The 23,669-nt window shown below is 35.6% G+C and carries 20 protein-coding genes, 1 tRNA gene and 1 other RNA gene; 17 read left to right on the top strand and 5 right to left on the bottom strand.

Features of this window, described 5'->3' with window-relative positions:
- The first annotated feature begins 40 nt into the window (after nt 1-40).
- Both ACFIKQ_RS06810 and ACFIKQ_RS06805 read left to right on the top strand, forming a co-directional pair.
- Nucleotides 41-117, top strand: a tRNA-Ile gene (locus ACFIKQ_RS06810).
- A gap of 1,705 nt (nt 118-1,822) precedes the next feature.
- On the top strand, nt 1,823-2,005 hold the full coding sequence (locus tag ACFIKQ_RS06805; protein ID WP_015856659.1) for a hypothetical protein: 183 nt from the start codon (nt 1,823-1,825) through the stop codon (nt 2,003-2,005).
- Here ACFIKQ_RS06805 and ACFIKQ_RS06800 read toward each other — a convergent pair.
- On the bottom strand, nt 1,929-2,243 hold the full coding sequence (locus ACFIKQ_RS06800; protein ID WP_007347852.1) for a helix-turn-helix domain-containing protein: 315 nt from the start codon (nt 2,241-2,243) through the stop codon (nt 1,929-1,931). The two genes, ACFIKQ_RS06805 and ACFIKQ_RS06800, sit on opposite strands and share 77 nt — an antisense overlap.
- Nucleotides 2,244-3,001: 758 nt before the next feature.
- On the opposite strand from ACFIKQ_RS06800, the gene ACFIKQ_RS06795 reads away from it, so the two are divergent.
- The 3 genes from ACFIKQ_RS06795 to ACFIKQ_RS06785 all read left to right on the top strand — a co-directional run bounded on the left by ACFIKQ_RS06795 (nt 3,002) and on the right by ACFIKQ_RS06785 (nt 4,105).
- On the top strand, nt 3,002-3,250 hold the full coding sequence (locus tag ACFIKQ_RS06795; protein WP_026500332.1) for a hypothetical protein: 249 nt from the start codon (nt 3,002-3,004) through the stop codon (nt 3,248-3,250).
- A gap of 307 nt (nt 3,251-3,557) precedes the next feature.
- Nucleotides 3,558-3,869, top strand: a complete 312-nt coding sequence (locus ACFIKQ_RS06790; RefSeq protein ID WP_375636146.1) for a hypothetical protein — start codon at nt 3,558-3,560, stop codon at nt 3,867-3,869.
- 53 nt (nt 3,870-3,922) lie between these two features.
- Nucleotides 3,923-4,105, top strand: a complete 183-nt coding sequence (locus tag ACFIKQ_RS06785) for a hypothetical protein (protein ID WP_375636147.1) — start codon at nt 3,923-3,925, stop codon at nt 4,103-4,105.
- Nucleotides 4,106-4,612: 507 nt separating this feature from the next.
- Here ACFIKQ_RS06785 and ACFIKQ_RS06780 read toward each other — a convergent pair.
- Together ACFIKQ_RS06780 and ACFIKQ_RS06775 are read right to left on the bottom strand one after the other, a co-directional pair.
- Entirely contained in the window at nt 4,613-4,792 is a 180-nt protein-coding gene (locus tag ACFIKQ_RS06780) for a DUF1508 domain-containing protein (protein WP_015856658.1), read from the bottom strand.
- Between the two features lie 392 nt (nt 4,793-5,184).
- Nucleotides 5,185-5,724, bottom strand: a complete 540-nt coding sequence (locus ACFIKQ_RS06775) for a helix-turn-helix domain-containing protein (RefSeq protein ID WP_375644795.1) — start codon at nt 5,722-5,724, stop codon at nt 5,185-5,187.
- A 361-nt stretch (nt 5,725-6,085) separates the two neighbouring features.
- Here ACFIKQ_RS06775 and ACFIKQ_RS06770 point away from each other — a divergent pair, with 361 nt between their 5' ends.
- On the top strand, nt 6,086-7,138 hold the full coding sequence (locus ACFIKQ_RS06770; RefSeq protein WP_375636148.1) for a DUF475 domain-containing protein: 1,053 nt from the start codon (nt 6,086-6,088) through the stop codon (nt 7,136-7,138).
- Between the two features lie 460 nt (nt 7,139-7,598).
- Here the strand turns inward: ACFIKQ_RS06770 and pncA are convergent, their stop codons facing one another.
- Complete coding sequence (gene pncA, locus ACFIKQ_RS06765) at nt 7,599-8,207, bottom strand: bifunctional nicotinamidase/pyrazinamidase (RefSeq protein WP_375636149.1); 609 nt, start codon at nt 8,205-8,207, stop codon at nt 7,599-7,601.
- Nucleotides 8,208-8,253: 46 nt separating this feature from the next.
- Nucleotides 8,254-8,790 carry a hypothetical protein gene (locus ACFIKQ_RS06760; protein WP_375636150.1) on the bottom strand — a complete coding sequence of 179 codons (537 nt, stop codon included), beginning with the start codon at nt 8,788-8,790 and terminating at the stop codon, nt 8,254-8,256.
- Nucleotides 8,791-8,952: 162 nt separating this feature from the next.
- On the opposite strand from ACFIKQ_RS06760, the gene ettA reads away from it, so the two are divergent.
- From ettA to murF, 11 genes are all read left to right on the top strand, one after another.
- Nucleotides 8,953-10,602 carry an energy-dependent translational throttle protein EttA gene (gene ettA / locus ACFIKQ_RS06755; RefSeq protein ID WP_375636151.1) on the top strand — a complete coding sequence of 550 codons (1,650 nt, stop codon included), beginning with the start codon at nt 8,953-8,955 and terminating at the stop codon, nt 10,600-10,602.
- Nucleotides 10,603-11,278: 676 nt separating this feature from the next.
- Nucleotides 11,279-12,217 (top strand): ArsR/SmtB family transcription factor, encoded by a 939-nt coding sequence (locus ACFIKQ_RS06750; protein ID WP_375636152.1) that lies wholly within the window; start codon nt 11,279-11,281, stop codon nt 12,215-12,217.
- A gap of 651 nt (nt 12,218-12,868) precedes the next feature.
- Complete coding sequence (locus ACFIKQ_RS06745) at nt 12,869-13,129, top strand: hypothetical protein (protein ID WP_375640432.1); 261 nt, start codon at nt 12,869-12,871, stop codon at nt 13,127-13,129.
- Between the two features lie 1,577 nt (nt 13,130-14,706).
- Nucleotides 14,707-15,084 carry a hypothetical protein gene (locus tag ACFIKQ_RS06740; RefSeq protein WP_375656173.1) on the top strand — a complete coding sequence of 126 codons (378 nt, stop codon included), beginning with the start codon at nt 14,707-14,709 and terminating at the stop codon, nt 15,082-15,084.
- Nucleotides 15,085-16,372: 1,288 nt separating this feature from the next.
- On the top strand, nt 16,373-16,882 hold the full coding sequence (locus tag ACFIKQ_RS06735; protein ID WP_375636154.1) for a lytic transglycosylase domain-containing protein: 510 nt from the start codon (nt 16,373-16,375) through the stop codon (nt 16,880-16,882).
- A gap of 83 nt (nt 16,883-16,965) precedes the next feature.
- Nucleotides 16,966-17,356, top strand: an RNA gene (gene rnpB, locus ACFIKQ_RS06730) — RNase P RNA component class A.
- A 262-nt stretch (nt 17,357-17,618) separates the two neighbouring features.
- A complete protein-coding gene (gene rsmH, locus ACFIKQ_RS06725; RefSeq protein WP_375656172.1) occupies nt 17,619-18,617 on the top strand; it encodes a 16S rRNA (cytosine(1402)-N(4))-methyltransferase RsmH in 999 nt (332 codons plus the stop codon).
- Nucleotides 18,614-19,018 carry a hypothetical protein gene (locus ACFIKQ_RS06720; protein ID WP_015856648.1) on the top strand — a complete coding sequence of 135 codons (405 nt, stop codon included), beginning with the start codon at nt 18,614-18,616 and terminating at the stop codon, nt 19,016-19,018. Before rsmH ends, ACFIKQ_RS06720 begins: the two co-directional genes overlap by 4 nt.
- The gene (locus ACFIKQ_RS06715) at nt 19,018-20,760 is read left to right on the top strand and encodes a peptidoglycan D,D-transpeptidase FtsI family protein (RefSeq protein WP_375656171.1); all 1,743 of its coding nucleotides are present in this window, start codon (nt 19,018-19,020) and stop codon (nt 20,758-20,760) included. Before ACFIKQ_RS06720 ends, ACFIKQ_RS06715 begins: the two co-directional genes overlap by 1 nt.
- A 22-nt stretch (nt 20,761-20,782) precedes the next feature.
- Nucleotides 20,783-22,234, top strand: coding sequence for a UDP-N-acetylmuramoyl-L-alanyl-D-glutamate--2,6-diaminopimelate ligase (locus tag ACFIKQ_RS06710; protein WP_375656170.1), 1,452 nt, complete (start codon nt 20,783-20,785; stop codon nt 22,232-22,234).
- A complete protein-coding gene (murF, locus tag ACFIKQ_RS06705; protein WP_375656169.1) occupies nt 22,231-23,652 on the top strand; it encodes a UDP-N-acetylmuramoyl-tripeptide--D-alanyl-D-alanine ligase in 1,422 nt (473 codons plus the stop codon). The genes ACFIKQ_RS06710 and murF overlap by 4 nt, the downstream gene beginning before the upstream one ends.
- The last annotated feature ends 17 nt before the right edge of the window (nt 23,653-23,669 follow it).

Below are 23,669 nucleotides of genomic sequence, written 5' to 3'. Positions count from 1 at the left end.
CATAGGGCATTTTAGTTTAGAGAGAAACAACCTATATATGGGGCCTGTAGCTCAATTGGTTAGAGCCAGCGGCTCATAACCGCTTGGTTGGGGGTTCGAGTCCCTCCGGGCCCACCAATAGGGAAATGGCCAATAGAAAAATGGGTAGCTTATATAAAAATTTTGGGATTCTACCTTTTTCGTTTTTTATTTATTTTTCTGTTTGTTCTAAAATCCTTTGTCATTGTTTATTGCTGTTTTTTTCTATCAGTCGCTTTAATATAAAGTGATAGTATGTTTTTTAGTCTCATTAAAGAAGTGCTCTCATTTGAAACATTGTAGCATTTGGATTAACTGATATGTGGCGCTATTTACTTTCTTAATTCATATACTGTTTTGTACTTTTTCTGTATGATGTTCTTCATAAAATAGAAGACTAAAAGCTTCATTGGATAAGTTTATTTATGCTTGTTCTATAAATAAACAGATCCCAATAAAACCAATTTTAAAGATTGTATCTGTTTAGAACAAATGGCTCAAAAAACATTTAGTGTAAATTTGCTTTTTTCTGAGTGATGTTAATGTCTTTTAGACGTTCGAATAGCATTATCGTGATGAAAGGTTGTATATAAGAGGATGTAATCCATAGGTGCTCATATGTATCATGGGGTCAACGATAATAACATTTGTTGATATTTTCTTTTTCCCAAGAGAGGAGTTCTATTTGATTTTTGAGAAATATTGTTCATAGTGACGTTGGCGTGTTCTCTGAAAAGAATCTCATCAATTGTTCTTTGAAAAGTCAATTGAGTGGTTTTTTCTATCGCTTTGCATCATCCAGATTTTATTGTAATAAGCATTTTATTTATTCTGTAAAAAATGTTTTCTATGATATTGGAAAATTCGTTAAAATGCCATTTTCTGTTTTTGTGTATTTTTCGCTTAATGCTCAAATTATAGAGTTTTCATGTAAGCCAAATTATTATTGAAGAGCAGAAGTCTTTTTTGATTTTACTCTCATAGGGGATTGGCAATATTTAGGTCAACCTAGCACTTTTGGGTATTGCTAACATTTTTCTCGTATTGATTGTGTAGAGAGTTTTATCTTTGTTGTGAGTTTTCTCTCTTATGAAAAATTATTGGCAGAGAGGGTAATTTTTTTTGGAAAAGTATACTTTTCTTCAAAATCATACTTTGAAAATATAATTCTTCATTTACATAAGGGAATTTCTCTCTTGTTGTAAATCTGCAATACAATTTACGTACAAGGATTATGCGTGGTGATTCGTTTTATTTTTTAATAGTATCATTTTTGCTTATGATAGAGACTTAATATTAGTATTTACAAGGTGCGTTTAGAGGGGAGGTTACCTATAAACGTGTTACAGAGTTTTAGGTAGTGTGGCTCTGTTTATAAGAATTTATTCCTATAACATTGTTATATTCTTGCTTTGCAATATTGTTTAAAAAACATAGACGGTGCTATGTAGAATAAAATTGTGATATATTTTTTTTCAAAAAAGCTTTTTCGTGTTCTCTTATATAGAGTTCAGGAGTGTCTTCAGGGATATTTTCACATTAGTTTGTTACTGGTCCGAATCACAAGATATGCGTAACATTATTCGCATTTTTGATAGATTATACCAATTTTCATAAGAAGATCTGGATCGTGTGATGCTTTCTGTTTCACCATGGTACATGACTAATAGAACTTCATCTGATTTTGTAAAATAAGTTTGTACACAATTGCTTCCATACTGCCTATTGCAAATATTTTTTTCTAAGGTATGAGATATATTTAAACGCTTTAGCGTTATATAGTTTGACTACATGGAGTATGACTATGAAGAATGATAAAAAATTTGAAACAACTTTATCTGATATTATTGTAAAATGGGAGTCTTTATCGACGTCTCAAAAGCAAGCGATATTGGATAGAGTAGAAAATTCTACAGATTCTGCTCATTCAACAGAACATTTAAGGCTTCAATCTTCTTTTTATCTCCAGACGAAATCAAAGTTATGAGTTTTAAGTCTTCATCGGAGATGTTGAAACCAGTTATTACATATATGGCACTAGCATTTCCCAGTGTGTTCAAAATAGCCATGAGTTTATCTACTGAAGGCCTCTTTCCTCCATTTATCATTTGTTGGACGTAATTTTGTCCACAGCCTGCAGCTCTGCTTATTTCAATCATTGTTCGTCCGTCACTTTTAATCAATTCAACTAAGCGTTGGAACCAATCTTTTTCAGTCTTTGTCATTTTTAGACCTTTACATATTTACGCTATAGCGTTAATATTGCGTTGCGAATCCAGAATATATGATACAAGGAGCGTGAAAATATCCATGTGTAGCTCTTCGCTAATGAAGCATATAGAGTTGTTTTTAACTAATAACAAAATGTCCCCATACACTTTCAGATTCGAATCAATAAAAAATGGTTGCTTAGTTCCACGGTTGTGAAAAAATAAACGTGTATACCAGAAATGGCGATACACACTCGTATGTTTATGAGATTTCACTGTGATAGTATACGTAGCAGCATTATAAATCAAGATATACCCCAACATCAGAATTTGTAAAAAAATTCTGTGTTGAGACGGTGTGTGAGTATAACGAAGCTTTAGAGCCTTAAGAGATAGGATAATGGCTGTAGAAAAAATGTAAATTCATAGGCAAAGAATACTGATTTCTCCTTTATTGTAATAAATTAGATCACTATCAGATGGTATATCGTATATATGCGTTAAAAAATTTGGAAAATATCAAAAAAGTGATCTTGGATATTTTATTAAACAGGAAGGTAATCTGAGTCACATAGGTGGTTGTTTGGTAGGGTGTATACATTCGATCAATGCCCTTACGGGGATGAGTGTGTTTTAAGGCAGCTGCAGTTTATAATGAAGTCTGTATTTACAATGATATTGTTATTTATAACAATGCATTAACATATGGTTGTGTAGTCGTTCGTAAGAGTTTGCATGTTTATGAAAGATAAGAACTTTATAGTTATTCGAATATGAGTGGAGATGCATATGTTTACGCTAATGCGGTCTTTTTTGATCAAGTTTTGAATGCTCAATGTATTGAATTTTATGGTGATACTCGTGATTATAGAAAGGCTCGAGTTTATAGTGATGCTTTAATTTATGGTGATGTAAAGATTTTTGGGAAGGCAAAATTTTACAGAAATGCTGTGCTTTGTGACACTGATGATTTTTGTAATAATGAAAAACTTTCATATATAGCCGCATTCCCCATGGCGTAAAAAGGAAGATAGGAACGATTTGGGCAAGGCTTGTACGATTGCGTTGCGTCGTTAGTTTTATTTGACGTTCCTTATTTTTGTTTTTTGTGTCAATAAATGTGTCGCAAATAATTGGTGTAAGCGTGTAGATTTAGCCGCTTTCAGAGATTTTTTTGCGTCATTTATCAATGGCTTTAATGGAGAAAATAAGAATGCCGAGAGTGATTGTTCACACTTGGAACATGCGGTTTATTGCATTCTTTTTTTGATTGAGGATGAAACAAATTGGTCAAGATGATCACTTGAGCGACAATTAAGGGAGATCCAAATGAGTGTAAACGAAATTTTATTGGGAGCAATGGTTGTTGTTTTGTTGTGCAGTGGGGTTATATTTCGGTTTTCTTTATATTATCGCAGTCAAGTGAAAGTTTTAAAAGATGAATCTAGAAGAATAAAGCATGAGTTTTTAAGAGATTCTATGAAGATGACTGAAGAACGAGATAGAGCTATTAGAGAGCAAAGTATGGTGATTAAAAGACGTGACCAAGCAATTGAAAAACTGAAAAAACAAATTAAACAATATGAAAAAAATGAAAAGAAATATCAAAAAATGCTTAAATCTGAAGATGATAAAGAGTGATATGTATTCATATTTTGCATTAAAGGGCTTGGAAATGTGTTAGGAAGATTGGAATGACGAGAGAGATAAACTTTAATGAAGCCAATTATGGTGCTGATGGAGAGATTGTATTGAAAGAGAATATTCAAGTTTACTCTGATTTTATGAAAACATTTAAGTTTATAAGACAGAGCGTCTTTGATTATAAAATAAGAGGTTATGGTGATAAACCAGTTTATAGGTATGCTGGTTATTAAAAAGCGCGTCTATACAATCCAGTATGCTGGAAACAATTTTGCACGTTCCTTTTAGATATAAGGTATAAATGCTACGATAGTTTCAGCTAATATGTCTAAAAAATTGCATGATAATAGAAAGAAAGAGATATTTGCTTTTTATGAAGATGAAATGGGTAAGTCAGTTATGATTATCAAATGCAGAAGAGGAATATGAGCATAAAAGATATTAATATCTTGTAAAGTAATTATATTCTCATTGATAAATTATCTTTTCTTCATGTGTGTTTATTTTTTATGAAAAATACAAGACTTAAGAGACTTTCTTTTTGATAAATGCTATAGAGACTTAAGTATGATTGAAAACAAACATAATAAACTGCAAGAATGTGATTGTTATTTGTGAGTATCAGAAATAATACAAAAACCTCCTCCCGCTGAGGGAAAAACGATCACTTTTTATTTGTCACAAAAGCAACTCACCATACCATTACACAAAATAAACGTTTGTTTTAATGGTAAAGAACGTCAGGACTGTAGTTCTCTAATAAGAGCCTTATGTGTAATTTCTTTGATTTGTTCAATATTGACTAGGATATCTTGTTTTGTTGGATAACCTTTACTAGAAAAAGCAATTTTTTGTGCATCTCCTGAGATTAAACGCCAGTACCATTGATTGTGAACTCCTTGAAACACCTCAAAATACATGCTTCCCACCTCATAAAATAGCTGATAATTTTCAGGATAAATATTTAACTAATCCGTCTGTGAACACTAATGTATGTCTCTATAGGAAGTCGTCAATATATTCCCCTTAAATTTTCTGACCTTAAAAAATAATTTCTATGAGAGCTATTATTCTTTTAACAAGAAAAAAATTCTTGTCAATAAGATATGAATGAGAATTTTATACTATAAAATTATTTTTTTTAATTTAAAGACACTATACTTTCATTTAAAATGCGAATATTTTTATTGTCAGTACAGAAATAAATTTTATAAATTATACAAAATTTCACCAGCATGGATAAAGTAAAAAATACTCTTCTCCATACTGGTAGAGTTTTATCATTTCTTGCTTTTTCTTTTGAAACAGACGTTTATTGATTGGCTATAACCTCTTTTTGGGATACGCTTCGAATGAGTAAATCAATGAATAAGCTAAGAGTATAAGAATTGGCCATTTTAGCTTTCATATCGATCAGAGAGGTTGTAGTCTTGGGGTTAAGTCCATTTGATAAACCTTGTCTTGACAAATATTGCTGCAATTTTTCATAAGAACTGTCGATTTTTTCTTGATTCGGTTTTTCATCACGATCACTATTGGCAAGTGTTTCTTCCAGTCCTTCGATTTTTTTAATAAAATAATTCCAGTCAAAATCACCTTTTGTATATTCGGTGTCAAACATTTTTCCTTGTCCAGTTAAAAGCCAATTAATATTGACACCATATAACGTGCGGTATGTTTGTAAGACACTAAGATTGGGTTCTCTCTCTCCACGCTCATAAAAAGCAATGGAATTTTTTGTCATGCTAAAATTTTTAGCTAAGGTTTCACGTGATGGATCGCCTAAAGCAAGACGTACATAACGTAAACGTTTTCCAAATATGGTTTTTGATTCAGTTTCAGGACGTGCCACGAATTATCTCCCTCAGTAAATCATCATGGTATAAATCATTAAATAATAAAAGCACACTATGTATTAATATTCTATGATATAATGTCAATATTTATAGCTTTAATTTCTTTTTATTTTTTTATTTTCGTGGATAGAAAGAAATCTTTCGCTTGTTGTATTGACAATTGATATTCATTTCAAAACAAAATTCTCTGTTTGCTACATTTGTCTCTTGCTTTTTTTGAGAGAATTTTCATGTAACTTTACCATATATATTCTATACACTTTTGCATCAATAGATGCAACTTTAAAGAGATGCAAACTTTGGATTTGGACTGGGTGTGTTTTAGATGAATGAGAAAATAAACTTTGAGGAATGATCATGGCCCTATTACGCTATTTTGGGTTTGCTTTTTTTTTCACGATTATTGGTGTCTTTTTAGGAGGGGTTATTGGTTGGTTTGAAACGGAAAGTATTATTGGTTTTCTTAAATATTTTTTTATTTGCTTTGTTTTAGGAGTTTTGGAAATTTCTTTATCTTTTGATAATTCTATTATCAATGCGCGTGTTCTTAGTAGAATGGATCCGTTGTGGCGTCGTCGTTTTCTTATATGGGGCATTTTGATAGCTGTATTTGGGATGCGAATTGTTTTTCCATTATTGGTGGTTGTCGTTGCTGTTGGGATTAATCCAATTGCGGCAGTCAAATTAGCTATATGGGAACCACACCGATATGCGGAAGTTTTAACCGATGCACATATGGGGATTGCTGCTTTTGGAGGCACTTTCCTTATGATGGTTGGCTTAAAATATTTTTTTGATTCTGAAAAAGAGGTACATTGGCTTAATGTTATAGAGAGACCTGCTCAAAAGTTTGGGGCGCTTGTTGGGATTGATATTGCAATTGTTTTGATTTTGATCTTATTTGTTTCAGGTCAGATTGACACAGAAGATAAAATAACTTTTTTATTGGCAGCCCTTTATGGACTTTTGACCTTTATCGGTGTTGAAGTTGTCGGTCATCTCTTGGATACCCCTCAAAAGACTTTAACAACAGTAACTCACGGGGGAGTAGGGGCGTTTCTTTATTTAGAAGTTCTTGATGCTAGTTTTTCTTTCGATGGCGTGGTTGGTGCTTTTGCCTTTTCACACAACCTTTTTATTATTGCGATAGGTCTTGGTATCGGTGCATTTTACGTTCGTTCTATGACAATTATGTTGGTTGAATCAGGAACATTATTGCATTATCGTTATTTGGAACATGGTGCTTTTTATGCAATTTTAGTTCTTGCAGTGATTATGTATCTGCAGACGATTATATCGGTTCCTGAAGTCTTAACAGGACTTGTGGGAGTCTGTATTATTGGAATGGCATTATATTCTTCGATTCGTTTTAAGCATCGTCAGGTGGATAAACATGTTGTGTCTAAGTAATGGAGATTTCTTATTTTCTTACGCTTTTGTTTATCGCATATCTTTGAATAGAAAGAGGTCTTTTATGCAAAATAAAATACTATTCTATTTTATTGCTTATTTGCGTTTTTGTTTTAAAGTTGAGTCCATTGCATGATACTACTCATGAAGGGAATAGTGTACAATCTCTAAGGTGCTTTTTGACCTAAATTTAAGACAGAAAGCTGATGCTATACTTTTTACTAGCTTTCAATATTATGACAAGCTCTTGCATCTAATGGTTCATAAGAAGTGTTTTTACTGTTTTTTTGAATGATTTTTATTCATACATTGATTCTCTTTGTAACGTGTAGGAGAATGGTTTTGAAACAGGTTTGAAATGAGAGAATTTACGATATTCTAGACTCTCACTTAAATATGTGAAAAATAATTTATCCTTTATAAATCAGTATATTATAGTAGTAGATTAGAGAAGAATATTTTAAGAGACCATTAAAAGCTCTATACCAGCTTCGTTCATAGTTTTAAGCATAGTGTTTAGTGATCCATTTACATCAATACCAGCACAGGCATTTAATGAAACACTGACTTTAAAACCGCATTGTATAGCGTGAAGAGCAGAAAATCCGACACAAAAATCAGTTGCTAAGCCACACATAATGAGCTTGGTAAAACCATGTTCTTTGAGATAAACTTGTAAACCTGTTGGTGTTTTTTGATCATTTTCAAGAAAAGCAGAATAGCTATCCATTTTTTGATTATAGCCTTTTCTAAGGATAAGTTGTGCCTTTTCCACTCTAAGAGATGGATGAAATTCTGCTCCTTGTGTTCCTCGTATGCAATGATCAGGCCAGAGTATTTGAGGACCATAGTCAAGAATGATGGTATCATAGGGCTTTTTTTCAGGATAGCAGGAAGCAAAGCTGCAATGGTTTTTTGGGTGCCAGTCTTGGGTTAAGATAACGTGGTCAAAATGATTTATGAGATTATTGATGGCGGGTAAAATAGCATCACCTTGTGGTACGGCAAGTGCTCCACCTAGTAAGAAGTCATTTTGAACATCAATGACGATTAAGGCTTTTTTTTCCATAAATATATTCCTATATGAGATGATCTTTTATCGTATTTTTAAAAAGCTATATTTCGTCTTGAAGTTTTGAAATGATTTGCTGAATATTGATATTATTTTTATAATTATCAAGCCAAAAGAGGGGGATGGATAAGTTTTTACAATTGGTTTTATAGTTTTTTACGAATTGTAACCACGTACCAATGGGAAGTGCACTGTAGTCATTTGTTGCTACGTGTTGATGCAAAGCTTTCATGATCATTGGGCTTGGGACGTCAGATCCCATAAGGCGGCGATCATTTTGTAAACGTAATTTAAGCCATATCAAGGCAAGGGGGGAAGACCATTGTTTCCCGTAGCAAAAAATCGATGAAAAAAGGGAAGGATTTTTTACTGCGTAATATAAAGCCCATAAAGCAAAAAAAGAAGGCGCATAGAGAATTGCTTTTCTTTTTGGTACCATATTACATTGATAAGTTGGTTTAATACGATAAAAATACAACGTTATATCTGGTATGGAAAAGAGAGGCAATGTTTGATAACAGGTTTCAGGTACAGCTAAAAAGATTTGCTTTTTGCTTTTTTGGGGGATGTTTTTTTGCATTCAGGACCATACTGGGGCTTGTGAGATTAGAAAAAATGTACCAATATAAAGTGAAAAGCTTTTGATACGATGTAAGTGCTATTTACTGTACAGTTTCAAAAAGCAAAAGCAGTTTTTTTCAAAATCCTAATCTTTAATATCGCACAATATAAAGAGAAATTTATGGCACGTCAATTTATCTATCATATGGCTGGGCTTAACAAGTCTTACGGCAATAAAAAAGTTCTAGAAAATATTCATTTGTCTTTTTATCCAGATGCGAAGATCGGTATTTTAGGGCCGAATGGTGCAGGGAAGTCAACTATTTTACGTATTATGGCTGGGCTAGATAAGGAATATACGGGAGAAGCATGGATTTCTGAAGGAGCACGCTGTGGCTATCTACCACAAGAACCTTTGCTTGATGCGAGCAAAGATGTGCGTGGCAATGTGATGGAAGGTGTTGCAGATAAACAAGAAATTCTTGAGCGTTATAACGAATTGATGATGAATTATAGCGAGGAAACGGCTGATGAAAGTGCACGGCTTCAGGACATTATTGATAGTCAGAATCTTTGGGATTTAGAAAGTCAAGTGGAAATGGCTATGGCTGCTCTTGGTTGTCCGCCAGCCGATGGGGATGTAACAAAACTTTCGGGTGGTGAGAAGCGGCGTGTTGCACTTTGTAAATTGCTTTTGTCAAAACCTGATTTGTTACTTTTGGATGAACCGACAAACCATTTAGATGCTGAAACGACGGCTTGGCTTGAAAGGCATCTACGTGAATATCCTGGGGCTGTGCTTTTGATAACCCATGATCGTTATTTTCTCGACAATGTAACGGGTTGGATTTTAGAGTTAGATCGCGGGAGAGGTATTCCTTATGAGGGAAACTATTCTGCTTATTTGGGGGCTAAAGCCAAGCGTTTGGCTCAAGAAGGACGTGAAGAGGCAGCGCGTCAACGTGCTTTATCACGTGAGCAAGAATGGATCGCTTCTAGTCCAAAAGGGCGACAAGCAAAGTCAAAAGCTCGGATTAAGGCTTATGATGAGTTGGTTCAAGCAGCACGTGAGCGTCGTCCTGGAGAGGCACAAATTATTATCCCTATTGGAGAAAGATTAGGACAGGTTGTTATTGAAGTTGATAATCTCTCTAAAGCTTATGGTGAGCGTGTATTGATTGATTCTCTTTCTTTTAAACTTCCTGCTGGTGGTATTGTCGGCGTTATTGGGGCCAATGGTATGGGAAAGTCGACCTTGTTTAAAATGTTGACGGGACAGGAACAGCCCGATTCAGGTCAAATACGTATCGGTGAAACAGTTCACATGAGTTATGTGGATCAGAGTCGCGATTCCTTGGTGGGGAATAAAACTGTTTGGGAGGAAATTTCTGGTGGAAATGACATTATTAAATTAGGCAAATATGAGATGAATAGTCGCGCTTATTGCGGGGCTTTTAATTTCAAGGGGGCAGATCAACAGCAGAAGGTGGCAAATTTATCAGGAGGGCAGCGCAATCGCGTACATTTGGCAAAACTTCTAAAAGAGGGGGGGAATGTGCTTCTTCTTGATGAACCGACAAATGATCTTGATACTGAAACATTGGGTGCATTGGAAGATGCATTGGAAAATTTCGCTGGTTGTGCAGTTATCATATCGCATGACCGTATGTTTCTTGATCGATTGGCAACACATATTTTAGCCTTTGAAGGTGATGGTCATGTAGAATGGTTTGAAGGTAATTTTGCTGAATATGAGGCTGATAAAGTTCGTCGTCTTGGGGCGGAATCTCTTAATCCTAAGCATGCAAATTATAAACCTCTTACACGCTAGAATTTTTTATCTTATCTCAACGTTTTTGAAAAAATGGTGTATTTTATTGCATTTGTTATTTCATAAATAAAGTGTGAGTGTACTCTGTGGAAGTTTTTATTCATTGAAAATAGTAAGAGATACTTTATGAAATTACGACCTAGATAGGGTTATTCTACTTATGATATATAACCGACTATTGCTTGTAAAATTGTATTGTAATGAAAAGGAGGGGATGAAGAGTATAGCGCTATTTCTACAAATGCTCTAGTCATTGAGCATTATCATTTTTACTTAATAAAAATGCAAGCTGGCACCATCATGTTATTTATTTTCTCTCAATAGTGTGCAGTTCTTGTTTTGAGATGACCATAAAAGGTATTTTTATCCATATGTCTCCTCTGTTTATGAGCTGTAAGAGAATAATTTGGATTGATTTATCATGAATAGGTTTGAAATGAGAAAAATTTACGGTACTCCGATGTTTTATTCAAGTTGAAAATGATGAATTGTTATTATAAATCAATGCATTATCATTATAACGAGAAGCAGGGGGATAATCTGTTCGTTTTTTACAGTAGCCTATTTTTTTCATAGTATAATAAAATAGAGAGAACAAAATAGATGAGAATATGCGTTTTATGCTTGACTTTTTTTTCTGTAAACAAATGTTTATAGGAATGTTTAAGGGATAATTATGAAAAAAAGTGCAAGTTTAGATGCAATGATTGTGCTGCTAAAAGCGGTCGCAGAAATAAACCATTTACGTGTTCTTACGCTCTTGCGTCATGAAGATTTAACAATTTCTGATTTTATTTTTATTCTTGATCAGTCGCAAGCGTGTATATCACGATATTTACGTTTGTTGTACGAAGCACGATTGATTGAGCGTTATCAGAAGGGAGATAGCCTTTATTTTAAGCTTTGTCATGATTTTTTGGGTAAAGACATTGTGATGGGTGTTCTTTCGGCTTTGCCAAAGCATGATATGTTGTTAGCGCATGATTTAGAACGTTTGAAGGATGTTAAAAAGCAGCGTCAAAAAACGAGGAAGAAGCATTTTTTACAAAATACGTTGCAATGGGATGTATTACGGTCATCCTATATGGCAGATCATGGTGTGGAAAACGCTTTACTTGAAATCATTGGCGATAAGCCATTTCAAACGATGCTGAATATTGGAATAGGTGGAGACTCTGTCTTAAAATTGTTTTCTAATCTTTATACGCATGCGGTTGAAGTTGTGCTTGATAGCAATGTTTTTCACTTGTCTGTTGGAGATACAACTTTTGATTTAGTTATTCTTCATTGGGTTTTACATTTTCTTGAAAATCCTGAAATGTTTCTTCATGAGATATCAAGTGTTTTGCGTCCTCATGGACGTTTATTGATTGTGGATTTTGGTTATCATGAAATTGAGTCTTCATATTCTGATCAAGCACATATACGTTTTGGATTTTCGGCTTTACAAATAGAACAATGGCTTAAAAATACGGGACTTGTTCTAGAACAAACGGTTTGTCTTACTCCTATACAAAATGAAAACAGTGAGAAGGGTATGGTTACGCTTTGGCTTGCTCGTGATCCGCGTTTATTAGTTGACGATATCAAAGATAAACAAGTCGATTTTGCATAAATCGCATTTGTTGACCTGCTTTATTCTCTGATTTTTCTTAAGGAATAGCGTAGAGATAAACCTTTATTCAATCATTGATAATCTATTGTTTTTTACATGTGTATTATGTTTTTATATGAGAGTATTGGTGTTTTACAGGGGCTTGGTGGCTGTGTACTGTGTAATGAAAGCACCTTCTATAGAGATAAGCCTATGAGGATCGTTATTTAAGGTGTCTTGATATCATATTTGTTTTATTAGCCAATATATTGATTTTTTAGACTTCAATGAGAGGCTCGAATATAGGAATATTTTTTCATTTCAAATTTCCTGTTTCAGAATCCAAAAGAGTCTGTTTGTTTGTTACAAGAGAAGATATTTATCTAAATAATACCGTTTGTAAAAGGAAATACATATTTCTAAATATGAGAGCGGCGGCGATATGATGTAACAGCGCACAATACAATATAGTGATGGCTCATACCTTCATAAATGTCAAAAATGGTGGTACCCAATAGATCTTACGATGTCTCTTTAAAACAGGTGCTTAGATAAGAAGTACCTTGGAATTTTTAGTGAGGGGTGCAAAAAGATGCTCTAAAAAGACGAAGGGGTAAAAGGGTAAGACAATGCATGATTTTCATTATTTAAAACACAGCGTTATGAGCGTGTTTGAAAGTCGTAAAGGCAAATGAAAGGGATGGTAAAGATGGCAATAGGTTTTTATCTTTGGGCTTTTATGTTTCGTTCAAAATAAATGATGGCTTTTTTAAGATTACTCAAACAGACGTAAATATTTTTACTCTAATTGGGCATATAAAAGCTGGGACTGTTTACATGGTTCTCATTTGCTCTAGTCTTTATCTCAAGCATATTGCCATGTTAGGAGCAGGTGTTGATTTACAAGTAATAGCAAACGTAAAAGCTTGGTAGATGACGCCATAAAATTACTCATAAATTAGTAATGGATTGGAGTGATATTCTGAATTTTAAAAACATTTTGTACAACAATGGTTATAATAGCGTATCTGACTTTACGTTTATTTCTTCTTACAAGCTTCATATATGGCGTTCGTCTATGTGTTTTTTATTATATTCATAAAAATAAGATTGACGATAATCTATGGATAGTCCGTGGCTGAAAGTAGAAAAGAAAAGCGTGATATTACACTAAAGTTTCGTATCTCTTTATCATGAGAAGTATGAAGGTTATTAAAAAGGTTATTAAATAAGTCCATTTTTCTTGCCAAAAGTGATTTTTTCTTTTTATGCTTACTGCTCATTTTATGACGCAGCCCGTTAGTATAGCGTAAAATTGATAGGGCATCATCGTTTTATGTTTTTTATCCATATGCTTTTTCTTGTTTGTGATGTGCCATAGTATGGCTATTCATTGATTCAATAGACGAAGATTTAAAATAAGGGAATCTTACGTTCTTGAGATCTCTCATGTAAGTTGTAAAATGATGAGTTATGATTGTAAATCAATGCATTATTTACGGTAGAAGAACAGACTATAACAATTTTTGAGCATAGAAACTACTGTGTGTATTATTTTACGGGATCATTTAAATGATAGAGATTAAGAGAAACTGTCTGCATTGATCTTGGTTTGTTATGTTAAAATGCGTTAGAGCCTGTTGGTTATTGTAAAATAGTTTATCGTTATTTGGAATGATTATAGGACGTGATTCGAAACAAATACCTTCAGAGTTCTCATTTTTTCATAAAATTAAGCTGTTTAAATTCTTCATTGATTGTTACATGAGAGATGCGACGATATTTTAATGATCATTTACAGAATTTTTTATGAAGATGGATAAGATTTTAAAAATCTACATTTTTATTTTTGTGGTGATTGCTGTTGGAAAAGTGATTCTACTTTTACATGGTTTGATTTTTATAGGGTGGATACGTAGAAATTACGGTTTTTTTAATTATGATCATCAGAGTTATGAAAGAAAATATTTAAAAGTTATAATGATCGTAGATTCTAATTGATGCTTCTTGAAATAAAATTGCTTCAAATTGGGTCATTTTAAACTTTTTTTGCCTAAATTTAAACATTTTTAAACAATTTATAACTCTTTTATGTTTTTTTGCGTAGAAGATGATAAGAATTTCTTGTTGTTTAAAGAATTTTATTCCATAGCAAGAATATTGCATCGGCTATCTTAGTGGTTGATGTGAGAGGACGATCGGGGAACCTCCTCCCCCCCCCCCCGCGTGGATCCCCTAGATTGTCTGGCCTGACTGAGGATTTCCTCAGTCAGGCTTTTTGTAATTGTTTTTGGGGGTGTTGTAGCGTGTTATTAGGGGGAAGTGTAAGATCTGTTGTTGTTTCGCCTATACTACCTAAAACATAGAGGGGCGGTTCTTATTGGGCGGATAGTGTTAGCGTATTCATTTTCAATAATTTGATTTTTCTTTATTGAGACATTGTTGAATGTTATAAGGGGAATCATAAAAGGAATCTATGTTTGTGTTCTGTGATCTTTAGGTAAGAGATAATGGAATCTTTTTCGCGTCGTATTGTTTTTATTTTATTTATGTTTTTTATTTTTGGCGCTGTCTTTTTTGCTTCTCGAAGCGGTGCTGTTTATCAGTTTTTTTCCGGCCGCTCTTCTTTTTCTTCTCAGAAGCTTGATGTAACAGAGGAGGAGTTGTTAGAGAGATTGTCTGTATCTTTTCCAGATATTATCAAGCATCTTTCTAAGATGAGTCCTCAACAGCAAGAGTTGTTTATTGCGCAGCTGCGTCGTGATGTAATTGCGCTTGCTTTTAAAAGTGGTCAGAGTCGTGAGCAGGCTCACAAATCTGGTGAAACTGTTGCTATGGCTCTTTCAAAAGCGATTTCTCGTCCTTCCATTGCTAATGCTTATTTTTAGCTGTTTTTTTAATCGCGCTTTTGGGTTTTATTTTGAGGAGAAAGAGCTTTTTGTGAATTTTTGAAAAGTGCGAGGAGATAATCAATTTGTAAGATAGTTAGCAAAATTTATCTTACTCAAAAGGTAAGCAATCGAAGTATAGGGATAATGGTGCAATCATTACAGGAGTGATAGAAAGTCTATCAAGGGTGTTGGTCAAGTTAATTGCATTATCAATCGCTACAATGACAAAAGCAGTATTGACTATAATAAAACACGTTAATCGCATTTTATATGCCAGTTGTTTTTTATTTGATATGGGCAAATAAAAAAAATTTAAAGGATTTAGGCTTCCTTTGTTCTACGGATTTTAGGATATTTATTCACTTGTATGATTTCTGAAAATGGGGTGCAAGGCTGATAAGATGATAGTCTGTGGCAAAGAAAAAAATATTTGAATGAAGATGAGAAGTCTATTTTTATTTAAAAAGGCTTTGGGGGTATTGAGTTTTCTAACATTTTCAAAAAACAGACAAAAGTAATTGTTAAGCTTTGTTGTAGGGACAAAGACGGATATAACTTTTTTAGCATATTGTTTTATAATGAGAATTTGTCATTTTCATATTGAGTGAGAATCTTAGGAATTGTAAAATTCTCTCGTTTTAAATTTATTCATGGTGAAAAAATCAAAATCAGCTTCTTGTGCACTACAAGTGAGAGGCTTGTGTGAATAGAGGCTCTTAAAAAAAAGAAGTAAAAAGCTTATTTGAGGAATCTTGAGAGCTAAAAGCCTGTTGCAATATTTTGAATTGGTAAAGAGTATGATGGTTTTAGTATATTTATGAATTTTTTATTGCGCAATGATGGGGGTAGGGATTTGTTTTGTGATTTGTTGAGGTTTTATCGGACATAAAGAGTGCTGTGGGTGTTTATTAACCAGAGAGAAGCGTTGATAACGGTTTATATTTTTTGTGAAACTTTTTTGATATTGAGGATCTTCGGTAAAAAGATGCTATTTTTTTAATATAAAAATTGAGTGATACAATAGTGATAGCAGAAATTTGTAGGTTATATCATTTTATTTAATACGCTATAAGATTAATTATATTCTCTTTATTTTTTTTATTTTATGATATAGAGAAATCTATAATTTGTGCATAAAGAGATTTTCTTTTGTTGCAGAATTTTATCTTGAAATTGTCTTACTCTTTCCTTTTTCAAGCCGTTCTTTTGCTTTCTTTTTTTGTACAATACATTTGCAAATTATTTGCAGCTAGAATTTGAGAATGTTTGAGTGAAGAGAAAGAAAATGCAATTTTTGAAAATCTTGTTAAGTACAGCGTGTGCTGTATTTTTTGTAATTGATATAAGTTGGACTCATAGTGTCTTAAATGTTGCGGAATCAGGAGAAGCTTCAGTAATTGTTGCTTCTAAGATTTCTGATCGTCCTTATGAGTTTCTTATTCAGAAACTTGCGAATAAATATAATGTTCCCGTTAATTTAGCACATGCTGTTGTAAAAGTTGAAAGTAATTATAAGGCAGGTATAAAGGGGGCTGCTGGCGAAATAGGTTTGATGCAAATTAAACCCTCTACGGCACGAGGGTTGGGCTTTAGTGGTTCTGTACAGGATTTGTACGATCCTGCGACCAACCTTGAATATGGTATGCGTTATTTGGCACGGGCGTATAAACTCAGTGGTGGAAGTACGTGTGGTACAATCCTTAAATATAACGCAGGTCATGCTGCAAAAAAAATGAATTCCATTTCGGCGAAATATTGCGCAAAAGTGAAAACTTATCTGGCTTCATTAAAATAAAAACATCTTTTTAGACAGGTTTGTTGTAAAATATTTTAAGATCCTATTTTCACGGAGCTGAAAATGTTTTATAAATTAATGCGTCAGTCGGCTGGGCAGCCGCGCTTGTCTAATGCTAAAATGCGGCAGGTGAGGAAAGTCCGGGCTCCATGGAAAGACGGTGCCGGGTAACACCCGGCGGGGGTGACCCTAGGGAAAGTGCCACAGAAAGTAAACCGCCTATTTTTATAGGTAAGGGTGAAAGGGTGGAGTAAGAGCCCACCGCGCATTCAGTAATGAATGTGGCAAGGTAAACCCCACCGGGAGCAAGACCAAATAGAAATGACGTGCAAAATTTAATTTGCAGCCGATTTCCGGGCGAGTCATTCGGGTAGGTTGCACGAGGCGGATGGTAACATCCGTCCCAGATGAATGGTTGCCATGTAAAGTGTAAGCTTTACTCTACAGAACCCGGCTTATAGGCCGACTGATATTTCATGATGATACGCGATATTTTATAAGATCGATTATATGATCTTTTATGGAGTCTATGTGTTTGAAATGGACACTTGAGAAAAGAGTATTTTAAAAAATTATAACATTTCTTTAAGTATAATGCGTTAGGATCTGTCTTGGGATAACTTTAGTTTTTTCGTTCATTGTGATTAATATGAAAGTTGAAGGCTAGGTTACTCTAAAATCAGTTGCTATGAGAGAGCTGTTGATTTGAGACAGCATAACTTCAAGACGGATTATTTTGATAAAGCAGGATCAAAGAGCTGAACGCCATATTCCAGTGTTGTTGCAGCCAGTTTTGGCTGGGCTTATGCCATTGGTTGGAGCAAAAGTGATTGATGGCACCTTTGGTGCTGGTGGTTACACGTGCGCTTTGTTAAAGGCAGGGGCGGAGGTGATCGCTCTTGATCGTGATCCTCATGCTATTAGTGCGGGACAATCGCTTGTTGAAGAATTTTTTCCACGACTTCGTTTGGTGCAAATGGAATTTTCACAGTTGGATCGCGTTGTTGAAGAGAAGGTAGACGCTGTTATTTTGGATATTGGTGTCTCTTCAATGCAGCTTGATGAAGCTGAAAGGGGATTTTCTTTTCAAAAAGATGGTCCATTAGATATGCGAATGGCTCAGACTGGTTTTACTGCTGGCGATGTTGTAAATCACTTAAAAGCAAGGGATTTGGCACGTATCTTTAAGATATTAGGAGAAGAGCGTTATGCGGGGCGAATTGCACGGATGATTGAAAAGCGTCGTGTTGTTCAGCCTTTTTTGCGTACAGGTGATTTGGCGTATGCTATCGAAGCGTTGATAGGACGTAAGTCGGGAGATCGCATTCATCCTGCAACACGTGTATTTCAGGCTCTTCGCATTTATGTTAATGATGAAATTGGTGAACTTGCACGTGGCTTATTTGCTGCTGAACGCATTTTGAAACCGGGTGGTCGTTTGGGTGTTGTCAGTTTTCATTCTCTTGAAGATCGTATGGTCAAAAGATTTTTTTCTTTTCGTTCAGGAGAGTGTATGAGATCACGCTATCTTCCTGAAATAAAAACGGCTCCAGCAACATTTTTCCCTTTGTTTAAGGGGGGGATAACTGCAAGTGAAGAGGAGTTACAGCAAAATCCTCGTTCACGTTCTGCGCGGTTGCGTATTGGTGTACGAACTGAAGCAGAGGCTCTTGCAGCAGATATGAAATTATTTGGTTTAGCAGAGATTGCCAGTTTTGAAGGCGGCAAGAAATGACAGTTTTTCGTACATTTGATATGATCTTAGTGATGATTATGATTTGTATGGCAGGTCTTACTTATAAAGTAAAATATGATGTTCAAAAACGAATGAACGAAGTTCGTCATCTTGAGCATGAAATTGCTGCAGCAAAAAATACGGTAAGTTTGCTTCGTGCTGAGTGGGCTGTGATGATAAGGCCTTCACGCATGCAAAAACTTGCAAAACGTTATCAAAAAGAACTTGAGTTAGAGGTTATACAGCCGCGTCAAATCGTGGCGTTTAAAGATATTCCGGTACGGATACATGATCAAATTGAAGAAGTGATTAAACAAAATATCTTGGAAGATAATCAGGATATTTTGACAAATAATCGGGCTTCTCAGATAAATGGTGTTGTCCAAAAAGGCGCGCAGTAATGAAATCGACTTTTTTATTCTCACAGAAGAAAAAGCGCTTAAAGAATTCGTTGAATAATCATAATGTTTCTGTTCGTCGTCCCTATTCTAGTCGTCCACGTTTGCTTTTTTCGTTGTTCTGCTTTTTAATTTTATATGGCATCATGGGGGCTTGCCTTATTTCTTATGGGTTGGAAGGTGGACAGATTGAAGAAGCAAAGGGGCCAGGAGTTCTTCAATTGATGGCACGGCCTGATATTGTTGATCGTAATGGTCGTTTATTGGCAACAGATATTAAAACGTATTCACTTTTTGCTGAGCCACGACGTATTATTGATGTGGATGAAACAATTGAATTGCTCTCAACAGTTTTGCCTGATCTTAATTGGCAGGAAACCTATAAGCGTTTAAAAAGAAAATCTGGTTTTTCTTGGATACAGCGTGGGTTAACACCAATGCAGAAGACGCAAATTATGGCTCTTGGTATACCAGGAATTGGTTTTCGGACTGAAATTCGTCGTTTTTATCCTGATGGACCTGTAACTTCCCATATTCTCGGTATGGTGAATGTTGATAATCAGGGCATTGCAGGTATGGAAAAATATATTGATGATGCGGGGTTGAGTGCTTTGCGTGCCGCTGGTCTTGCCATGGAAGAATCATTAAAACAAGTTCAGCTTTCGATTGATGTGCGTGTTCAGGCAATTGTTCATGATGAACTTATTCAGGCTATGAAACGTTATAGGGCAATTGCTGCAGGAGCTGTTATTTTAAATATACATACAGGGGAAGTTTTGGCTTTGGCATCACTACCAGATTTTGATCCTGGAAATCCTATTGAAGCTTTAAAAAGTGATCGTCTCAATAGGATAACGGCAGGAGCTTTTGAAATGGGATCAATCATTAAAAGTTTTACGACCGCCATGGCTCTTGATTCCGATATTTTTCATTTAAACAGTATTATTGATGCTTCAAAGCCAATAAAAGCAAGTAGTGGGTATACTATTCATGATTTTCACGGAAAAAATCGTCCCTTAACGTTATGGGAGGTTTTTATTTATTCTTCCAATATTGGTTCTGCTAAAGAGGCATTGGCGATAGGGATTGATAAACATCGTGGTTTTTTGCAAAAACTTGGGTTACTGGATCGTCTCACAACAGAGTTGCCTGAAGTTGCCCATCCTATTGTGCCACATCATTGGAAGGATATCCATTCTATGACGATTTCTTTTGGGCATGGTATGGCAACAACACCCTTGCAAACAGCTGTCGGGGCTGCTGCTTTAATGAATGGTGGTCGGTTAATTGCTCCGACATTTTTAAAACGTACAAAAGAACAAACTTTGCACCATGCAAAACGGGTTTTGCAGGCTAAAACAAGTCAAAATATGCGTTACCTTTATAAATTAAATAGTGATATTGGTTCTGGACGTAATGCAAAAGTGGAAGGTTATCGGGTTGGTGGTAAGACAGGAACAGCTGAAAAAGTTGAAAATGGAAAATATTCTAAAACAAAAAATTTCAATAGTTTTCTTGCTGCTTTTCCTATTGATGATCCTGTTTACGTTGTTTTAACAATTATTGATGAACCAAAGCCTGAAGAAGGACAGCGTTCAGCAACAGCGGGGATGAATGCTGGACCAATGCTTGCTAATATTGTTCGTCGCACAGCTAGTTTTCTTGGTGTAAAACCCGATTTTAAAAAAGAATATGAGCCTCTTTTAACTAAAAAGAGCAATTCAAGTTTCGTTAAACAACGGTAAAATGAATAAAAGGTGTATCGTTATGTTGTTTGGAACAGTTTTTACAGAATGTCTTGAAGATCAGAATCTTTCTTCAATGGAAATAACAGGAATCAGTGCAGATTCTCGACAAGTCTTGCCAGGCTATGTTTTTGTCGTTGTTCAAGGAAAAAAAAGTGATGGAAGACACTATATAGATGATGCGATAAAGCGTGGCGCACGAGCAATTGTTACAGATTGTTATGCTGTTCTTGAGGATTTACCTGTTCCCATTTTACGTGTTTCTAATGTTCGTCATAGTTTAGCGTTGGCAGCTGCACGTTTTTACGGTTCTCAGCCTGAAACGGTCGTTGCTGTGACTGGTACAAGTGGTAAAACATCTGTTGTCTCTTTTATTCGGCAAATTTGGACTCATGTTGGATTTTGTGCTGCGAGTATAGGAACGGTTGGTGTTGTTTCTCCTAAACGGAATGTTTATGGTTCTCTCACAACACCTGATCCGGTTGCCTTGCACCGTCTTCTTTGTGAAATTTCTCATGAAGGTGTGACTCATGCAGCTCTTGAAGCTTCTTCGCATGGGCTTGATCAAGGACGACTTGATGGAGTTCGTTTAACGGCTGGTGCCTTTACCAATTTAGGGCGAGATCACATGGATTATCACACGGGGGTAGAGGATTATTTGCGAGCTAAAATGAAGTTGTTTGATACACTTTTGCCTGTATCTGCTCCTGCTTTGATTTTTGCTGATGATGTCTATTCACAAAAGGTTATTGATGTTGTTACACAAGCGCGCCGCCGTGTCTTGACAATTGGCCGTAAGGGGAAATTTATCACGATTAATCGTGTTGAACATCAACGCTCAAAACAGTGTATTGAGTGTCGTGTGGAAAATAATATTTATACATTTGATTTGCCTTTGGCTGGAGATTTTCAGGTAGCCAATGCGCTTATGGCAGCGGGGTTAGCGATTGCAACGGGTGTTTCACCTCGTAAGGTTTTTTCTGCGCTTGAAACTTTGCAGGGGGCACCTGGGCGGTTAGAATTTGTCGGAAAGACAGAAAATAATGCGCCTGTTTATATTGATTATGCCCATAAACCAGAAGCTTTGGAGCAGGTTTTGCTTTCTGTTCGTCCCTTTACGCAAGGGCGTTTGATCGTTGTTTTTGGTTGTGGAGGAGATCGTGATCAAGGAAAAAGACCTTTGATGGGAAAAATTGCGGCGGATAAAGCGGATATTGTTATTGTAACGGATGATAATCCTCGCACAGAAATGCCAGAAAAAATACGCAAGGATATTTTACAGGCAGTGCCAACAGCAATAGAGATAGCAGATCGTGGTGAGGCTATTTCTTACGCGGTGGAGCTTTTGAAAGTTGGTGATACATTAATCATTGCTGGAAAAGGTCATGAGGATGGCCAAATTATAGGGCAGACAACTTATCCTTTTTCAGATCGTCTGAAAGCGATAGAAGCTCTAGAGAACCGAAAGAAATGACAGCTTTATGGGATAAGAAAGCACTTGTTGCTGCAATTAATGGTGTTGTAATAGGAAGCATGCCAGAAACTTTTTCTGGGGTTTCCATTGATAGCCGTACTCTTGCGGAAGGTGATATTTTTTTCTGCATTAAGGGGCATCATCTTGATGGTCATGATTTTGCTGCGCAAGCTTATGAACGAGGTGCAGGGGTTCTTATCGTTGCGGAACACCGTTTAAGGGATATGAAAAAGATATCGGCTCCACTTATTGTTGTTCCTGATGTTTTGCAAGCCTTGGAAAAACTTGCACAAGCTGCACGCAAACGTTCAAGAGCTAAGATTATTGCGATAACAGGATCGGTGGGAAAAACAACGACAAAAGAAGCTTTGAAACAAGCACTTGCAACGACTGGGAACGTTCATGCGAATCTCGCTTCTTTAAATAATTGCTGGGGGGTTCCACTCACTTTAGCGCGGATGCCTATGGAGAGTGATTATGGTATCTTTGAAATTGGCATGAATCATAGAGATGAAATTCGCCCTCTGGTCAAACTGGTTTGTCCGCATGTTGCTCTCATTACGCATATTTGTGCAGGACATATGGGTTTTTTCAAAAATCTTGAAGAAATAGCAAAGGCAAAAGCTGAAATTTTTGAAGGATTAGATGAGAAAGGCATTGCCGTTTTAAATGCGGATAGTGATTTTTTTTCTTATCTCATTCAAAAAGCAAGGAAATGCGGTGTAAAGAATATCTTAAGCTTTGGTGAGAGCAAAAATGCTGATTATCAAGCGCGAGATATACGTCTTCTAACTGATCGTTCTTCTATGATTGTACGTATTAGGGAGCGGGATAGGGAGGTTCAAATTGGTGCTCCCGGACGCCATATTGTGCAAAATAGTTTAGGGGTTATTGCTGCTTGTGATGCTATGGGAGTTGAGTTAGAGCCTGTTCTTCTTTCTTTTCGCCATTTTTCTTCTCAAAAGGGGCGAGGTGTTCGTTATCGACTGTCTTTATCAAATGGGGGTGAATTTTATCTCATTGATGAAAGCTATAATGCAAATCCTGCTTCTATGCGTGCTGCGCTTGAGCTTCTTGCTACAGGACCAGTCGGGGAAGAGGGGCGGCGAATTGCTATTTTAGGAGATATGCTAGAGTTAGGGGAGTATAGTGAAAAGCTTCATCGTGATTTAATAAAGCCAATACGTCTTTCCGGTGCTAATCCGGTTTTTCTATTTGGTGAGGCGATGAAATCTTTAGTCAGTGATTTGTCTGCTGGTGTTAAGGTTCATTATGCTGAAAATATTGAGAAAATTTTATCTCTCCTTTTAGCAGAAATTTCTTCTGGGGATCTGCTTATGGTTAAATCATCCAATAGCCTTTGTTCATCAAATATTGTGACTGCATTGCTTGACCGCTATAAAGCGGTTTCTTCATAGTTTTAAGAGGTTTTTTG

This window comes from Bartonella sp. MR63HLJHH (assembly GCF_042194155.1).
Classification (GTDB): Bacteria; Pseudomonadota; Alphaproteobacteria; order Rhizobiales; family Rhizobiaceae; genus Bartonella; species Bartonella grahamii.
The sequence above is the reverse complement of the archived record's forward strand: the minus strand, read 5'-3'. Positions and strand labels throughout refer to the sequence as shown.

What these genes read in the sequence shown, in the direction of transcription:
- ACFIKQ_RS06800 (WP_007347852.1), bottom strand. Translation starts at nt 2,243, where the DNA reads ATGACAAAGACTGAAAAAGATTGGTTCCAACGCTTAGTTGAATTGATT.
- pncA (WP_375636149.1), bottom strand. Translation starts at nt 8,207, where the DNA reads ATGGAAAAAAAAGCCTTAATCGTCATTGATGTTCAAAATGACTTCTTA.
- ACFIKQ_RS06715 (WP_375656171.1), top strand. Translation starts at nt 19,018, where the DNA reads ATGAAATCGACTTTTTTATTCTCACAGAAGAAAAAGCGCTTAAAGAAT.
- ACFIKQ_RS06740 (WP_375656173.1), top strand. Translation starts at nt 14,707, where the DNA reads ATGGAATCTTTTTCGCGTCGTATTGTTTTTATTTTATTTATGTTTTTT.
- ACFIKQ_RS06710 (WP_375656170.1), top strand. Translation starts at nt 20,783, where the DNA reads ATGTTGTTTGGAACAGTTTTTACAGAATGTCTTGAAGATCAGAATCTT.
- ACFIKQ_RS06780 (WP_015856658.1), bottom strand. Translation starts at nt 4,792, where the DNA reads ATGTATTTTGAGGTGTTTCAAGGAGTTCACAATCAATGGTACTGGCGT.
- ettA (WP_375636151.1), top strand. Translation starts at nt 8,953, where the DNA reads ATGGCACGTCAATTTATCTATCATATGGCTGGGCTTAACAAGTCTTAC.
- ACFIKQ_RS06790 (WP_375636146.1), top strand. Translation starts at nt 3,558, where the DNA reads ATGAGTGTAAACGAAATTTTATTGGGAGCAATGGTTGTTGTTTTGTTG.
- ACFIKQ_RS06770 (WP_375636148.1), top strand. Translation starts at nt 6,086, where the DNA reads ATGGCCCTATTACGCTATTTTGGGTTTGCTTTTTTTTTCACGATTATT.
- ACFIKQ_RS06805 (WP_015856659.1), top strand. Translation starts at nt 1,823, where the DNA reads ATGAAGAATGATAAAAAATTTGAAACAACTTTATCTGATATTATTGTA.
- ACFIKQ_RS06785 (WP_375636147.1), top strand. Translation starts at nt 3,923, where the DNA reads ATGACGAGAGAGATAAACTTTAATGAAGCCAATTATGGTGCTGATGGA.
- ACFIKQ_RS06720 (WP_015856648.1), top strand. Translation starts at nt 18,614, where the DNA reads ATGACAGTTTTTCGTACATTTGATATGATCTTAGTGATGATTATGATT.
- murF (WP_375656169.1), top strand. Translation starts at nt 22,231, where the DNA reads ATGACAGCTTTATGGGATAAGAAAGCACTTGTTGCTGCAATTAATGGT.
- ACFIKQ_RS06735 (WP_375636154.1), top strand. Translation starts at nt 16,373, where the DNA reads ATGCAATTTTTGAAAATCTTGTTAAGTACAGCGTGTGCTGTATTTTTT.
- ACFIKQ_RS06795 (WP_026500332.1), top strand. Translation starts at nt 3,002, where the DNA reads ATGAGTGGAGATGCATATGTTTACGCTAATGCGGTCTTTTTTGATCAA.
- ACFIKQ_RS06760 (WP_375636150.1), bottom strand. Translation starts at nt 8,790, where the DNA reads ATGCAAAAAAACATCCCCCAAAAAAGCAAAAAGCAAATCTTTTTAGCT.
- ACFIKQ_RS06750 (WP_375636152.1), top strand. Translation starts at nt 11,279, where the DNA reads ATGAAAAAAAGTGCAAGTTTAGATGCAATGATTGTGCTGCTAAAAGCG.